The 5,200-nt window shown below is 62.3% G+C and carries 6 protein-coding genes; all 6 read left to right on the plus strand.

Annotated features, from left to right (window positions below):
- The coding region (locus EOC06_RS17125) for an isocitrate/isopropylmalate family dehydrogenase (RefSeq protein ID WP_245469694.1) at positions 1–228 on the plus strand (228 nt) is incomplete at its 5' end.
- 235 nt (positions 229–463) lie between these two features.
- Positions 464–1,768, plus strand: a complete 1,305-nt coding sequence (gene larA / locus EOC06_RS17130; RefSeq protein WP_024504893.1) for a nickel-dependent lactate racemase — start codon at positions 464–466, stop codon at positions 1,766–1,768.
- Positions 1,765–3,006: a LarC family nickel insertion protein gene (locus EOC06_RS17135; RefSeq protein ID WP_281062083.1), complete on the plus strand. Its 1,242-nt coding sequence runs from the start codon at positions 1,765–1,767 to the stop codon at positions 3,004–3,006. Before larA ends, EOC06_RS17135 begins: the two co-directional genes overlap by 4 nt.
- Positions 2,999–3,787 (plus strand): potassium ABC transporter ATPase, encoded by a 789-nt coding sequence (locus EOC06_RS17140; RefSeq protein ID WP_024504896.1) that lies wholly within the window; start codon positions 2,999–3,001, stop codon positions 3,785–3,787. The genes EOC06_RS17135 and EOC06_RS17140 overlap by 8 nt, the downstream gene beginning before the upstream one ends.
- Positions 3,784–4,431 (plus strand): nickel pincer cofactor biosynthesis protein LarB, encoded by a 648-nt coding sequence (larB, locus tag EOC06_RS17145; protein WP_127269186.1) that lies wholly within the window; start codon positions 3,784–3,786, stop codon positions 4,429–4,431. Before EOC06_RS17140 ends, larB begins: the two co-directional genes overlap by 4 nt.
- A 130-nt stretch (positions 4,432–4,561) precedes the next feature.
- Complete coding sequence (locus tag EOC06_RS17150) at positions 4,562–5,173, plus strand: flavin reductase family protein (protein ID WP_024504897.1); 612 nt, start codon at positions 4,562–4,564, stop codon at positions 5,171–5,173.
- Positions 5,174–5,200 lie beyond the last annotated feature (27 nt).

Below are 5,200 nucleotides of genomic sequence, written 5' to 3' on the forward strand. Positions count from 1 at the left end.
CCACTGGCCGCAATCCTTTCGGTTGCCATGATGCTCCGGCAGTCGTTTGGCCGCGACCAGCACGCTTCGCGTATCGAGCAGGCCGTACGGTCAGTGCTGCGCGAGGGGTATCGGACCGCAGACATCTATCAACCCGGCTGCAGGAAGATCGGCACGAGGGCCATGGGTGAAGCAGTTGTCGAGGCGATCCGCAAGCAGAAGGTTGGCGGGGAGGCGGAATTTGCCTGACCGGCCGCTATGACCTGCTGCTCTCGCGGCAAGTCGGTCGCGTCCGCATCGCCGATTGCGACGACAGGTCTCCAAACCGAGACTTACTTCGGTTGACTGACCAGCGGTACTCGAAGGCAAGCCAGACATGTTCGAGCGACGTCACGTGGCCGAAGAGGGCTGGATCAGCCGCCGAACATCATAGGTGCCGGGCCGTAGCGACGGACGGCGGATCGTGAGAGCCGAGGGACGGCAGATGAAACATGGCGGTCCTTTCGAACTTGCCTTCGGTCGTGGATTGCTGAAGCTGGCATTGCCGCAAGGCGCGGAGCCGACAGTAATCCGGAAGGCGTTGTTGCCAAAACTCTTCGACGCCTCTTCAGCAATTGCATCCGCCTTCGCGAATCCGATTGGCTCCGAGCCTTTAGCCCGTCTGGTGGTCGGGCGTCGGAGCGCCTGCATCCTTATCTGCGACATCACGCGCCCGGTGCCGAACCGGCTATTCCTACGCGTCATGATCGAGACAATGATCAAAGGCGGCATTCCCGCGGACAGGATCGATGTGCTCGTTGCCACCGGCCTTCATCGTCCGAACGAGGGTGTGGAACTGGAGGAACTGGTCGGCGATCCTTGGGTTCTGAAGACCGTCCGCGTCACCAATCATTTCGCACGCAACGAACACGACCACGTCGATCTGGGACATACGCAGACGCGTGGGACACCGATCCGGATCAATCGGCTTTTCGCGGATGCGGACCTCCGTATCGCTACAGGCCTGGTCGAGCCCCATTTCATGGCAGGCTGGTCCGGTGGTCGAAAGGTTGTCGCCCCCGGCGTTGCCGGCCACGAAACCATCCGCACCTTCCACTCGGCGCGTTTCATGGAAGACCCGCTGTCAGTCCAGTGCAATCTGGTCGGCAACCCGCTCCATGAGGAACAGTTGCAGATCGTACGCAAGGTTGGCGAAATCTATGCGTTGAACACCGTGCTCGATGAAGATCGCGATCTGGTTTGCGTGACCTTTGGCGAGATCATAGCCAGCCATCTGGCTGCGGTCGATTTCATCGCTGACACGACGATGATCGACGTGCCGCGCCGGTTCAAGACCGTGGTGACGTCGTCTGCAGGCTATCCCCTCGACAAGACCTACTACCAGACGATCAAGGGTATGGTGACGCCGATCGACATTCTCGACCCGGGCGGGACGCTGATCATCGCCTCGGAATGTTCGGAGGGCTTGGGCAGCCACGAATTCCGCCAGGCGCAAGCGCGGTTGGTGGAGATGGGACCCGAGCCATTCCTTGCCACGCTTACGGCGAAGACGCTTGCCGACATCGATGAATGGCAGACGGAGATGCAGCTGAAGCCGATGCGGGTGGGCAAGATCCAGCTCTACACGACCGGGCTAGATCGCGAGGAACGCCGCATCACCGGAGTTGAACTGGTCCCCTCGGTAAACGACGCAATCGCGGCCAGTCTTGAACGCCATGGCGACCCCGCCGTTGCCATCATCCCGGAGGGACCATACGTCATTCCGATCTATCGGCGGGCAGGACTGTGAGACGCGTCCACCTCGATGCAGTCGGCGGCATCGCCGGCGACATGTTCGTCGCGGCAATGCTCGACGCGCTGCCTGACCTGCGAGAGCGCGTACTTGCCGACGGCGCTGCAGTGCTTCCGGTTGAGGCCGGTGGCATTGCCTTCGAGGAAGGCGAGAGCCTGTCGATGCGCGTGCGGCGCTTCGGTCTGGTCGCGAAGCGCGCGATGTCGGCTGCAGCGCCACACGCCCATGCGAACGCATATGGTGATGATGATGGCCACCATCACCATCACGATCGCAACCAGATTCCTGATGAAGCGCATGCAGGTAGTTTTGCTGACATGGTGGCACGCATCAAGGCCGCGGATCTCCACGATGGAACGGCTGCCAGGGCCATTGCGATACTGACGATCATTGGCGAGGCGGAGGCGGCCATCCATCGCGTGCCGGTCGAAAGGGTACATTTTCACGAGATCGCCGACTGGGACTCCCTGGTTGACGTCGTCTGCGCCGGCAGCATCGCAGCGGCGCTCGACAAGACGGTGTGGAGTGTCTCGGCTCTGCCGCGAGGCGGTGGCCTTGTGCACACCGCCCACGGACTGCTGCCCGTTCCCGCGCCTGCCACGGCCGCGATCCTGACCGGGTTCGAATGGCGCGACGACGGCATATCAGGCGAGCGCGTGACGCCGACCGGCGCGGCGATCCTTAAACATCTCACAGCGCCTGGTGCTGGCGGCACGTCTGGCCGGCTTGTGTCGTCCGGAACAGGCGCGGGGACGCGGCACCTGCCCGGGATGCCGAACATTCTTCGCGTTCTCGTCCTAGAGAACGAAGTCTCAACTCCGAGCGACACCATCAGTGTCATCGAATTCGAAATCGACGACATGACCGGCGAAGAGATGGGCGTCGCCTGCGATCGCCTCAGGGCAACGGACGGCGTGTTGGATCTCTCCGTGGGGCAGCGCCTCGGCAAGAAGGGGCGTCCCGCCTCGTCGTTCCGGCTTCTGGCGAGACCGGAACTGGCCGATCAGGTGACGGCCCGGTGTTTTGCCGAGACATCGACAATTGGCTTGCGCCTGCGGGAGGAACGCCGGCTGGTCCTCTTCCGGGAAAACGTCAAGGCTGCCGGACTTGCCGTCAAGGCGGTCCTCCGGCCATCGGGCATCACACGCAAGGTGGAAAGCGATGCCCTTCGAGGCGGAAGCCTTGCCGAGCGCCGCGCCATGAAGTGGCAGGCCGAGACGACCGACGATGAATGACATTGCGCCGGCACAGCGTCTTGACCGCGTTCTTGACCGTTTCGAACAGCTCGCCATTGCTGTCAGCGGCGGCGTGGATTCAGTGACGCTGGCAGCCTTCGCACATCGCAAGCCGGGCCTTGCGGTGACGGTAATCCATGCCGCCTCACCAGCCGTTCCGGAAGAGGCGACGGCACGCGTGCGGGGTCTGTCAGATACCGAAGGCTGGACGACCCTCGTCATCGGAACTGGCGAGTTCGAGGATTCACGCTATCGGGACAATCCCTCGAACCGCTGTTATTTCTGCAAGACCAATCTCTACGATCGGATACGCACACTGACGCCGCATGTGATCGCGTCGGGTGCCAATCTCGATGATCTCGGCGACTATCGTCCCGGGTTGCTGGCTGCCGCCGAGCGCCAGGTGGTACATCCCCTCATCGAAGCGGAAATGGCCAAGGCCGACATTCGCGCGCTTTCTCGCGAGCTTGGCCTGGGCTCTGTCGCCGAATTGCCCGCCCAGCCATGCCTGGCAAGCCGCGTCGAGACGGGAATAGCGATCGATGCCCGCGACCTCGCATTCATCGAGAAGGCCGAGCGGCATCTGGCTGACATTGCCGCCAGTGGCGTTACGTTGCGCTGCCGGATTACGCGGTCAGGCGTGGTTCTGGAACTCGGCGACGGCGTGTCCGCGCAGAAGCATCTGCTGGTCGAGATCACGCAGCGGCTTTGCGCCGAGGCAGGACGCGTCTTCGTGGGCGCCCGGCCCTACAGCCGCGGCGCGATGTTCATGCGCCCATGAACGACTTTCAACTCGACTGGCAACGCAGCAGGCGCACCGGAGTGCCGGAGGCGGTGCTATGTGAGCATAAGAGCCCGACCCAGGTGGCCGCCATCATCGTCGCTGCTTCCGAGAAAGGAGAGCGGCTGTTGTTCACGCGTCTCGACGAAAGCCATTTTCTGGCGCTCGATTTCGCCATTCGCAGTGCACTTGATTATGATCCACTGTCGCGCACTGCGGTGCTGGGCGGGTCCATGCCCGTTGCAAGCACAGGTGTGGGCATCGTGGCGGCGGGCACGTCGGATATGTCGGTCGCACGGGAAGCCGCCCGAGCGCTCTGCTTCAACGGCCATGACGCGCCTATCGTCGCCGATGTCGGTGTCGCCGGATTGTGGCGGCTTACTGAAAGGCTCGACGAAATCCGGATGTTTCGGGTTGTTATCGCTGTCGCCGGCATGGAAGGCGCGCTCTTCAGCGTGCTCGCCGGGCTGATCGCGGCGCCGTTGATCGCTGTACCGACATCTGTCGGCTACGGCGTGGCCGCCGGCGGATATGTGGCGCTCAACGCAGCGCTCGCGAGTTGCTCGCCGGGAGTTGTGGTGGTCAACATCGACAATGGCTTTGGCGCAGCGGCAGCCGCGGTGAAGATGCTTTCAATGCGTTGACGCACCAGCCTCGCTAAGCGCGATGCGCGCGTTCCGATATAGAGCAAACAATCGATTTTGCCGGTGCTAGAAAGGCGTGGCGCCAGCCAAACTGGTCTGCCCCGCCAAATCATCGGAGGTCCCCACGACAATGCAGTTCGACTTCTCCGAGCTGAAGCCGCTTGACCGGCACAAACTTCTATCCTCGACGATCACGCCACGGCCGATCGCATGGGTCACGACCGTCGCGTCGGACGGGGTGCGCAATGCAGCGCCATTCTCGTTCTTCAATGTCTTCAGCGAGGATCCCCCTGTCGTCGGTTTCAGCATCGTCGACCGGTCTGCAGGCGACAACAAGGACACAGGACGCAATATCCGGATGTCGGGCCAATTCGTCGTCAATCTGGTCGACGAGGATCGGCTGGACCAGATGAACATAACCGCCGCCGAGTTTGCGCCGGAAATCGATGAGTTTTCGCGGTCCGGGCTTGCAGAGGAAGCTTCAGTGACGATCGCCGCGCCGCGAATTGCCGAGAGCCCCGTCTCCATGGAGTGCGTGCTGCACAGCATTGTTCCTCTCGGGGTATCGCGCTCGCTCATCCTGGGAACGGTCCAGATGATGCATATACGCGACGACATGCTGATCGACCCGGTTCGCTTCCATGTCGATACACAAAAATTGCGCCTTGTCGCCAGGGCACAAGGAAACACCTATGTCCGCACGACAGACGCGTTTGAGTTGCCGAGAATCTCGGCGACGTGACAGGGCCGGCGGTTCGCAGGCCTGACG

The organism is Mesorhizobium sp. M7A.F.Ca.MR.362.00.0.0 (assembly GCF_004023175.1).
Lineage (GTDB): Bacteria > Pseudomonadota > Alphaproteobacteria > Rhizobiales > Rhizobiaceae > Mesorhizobium.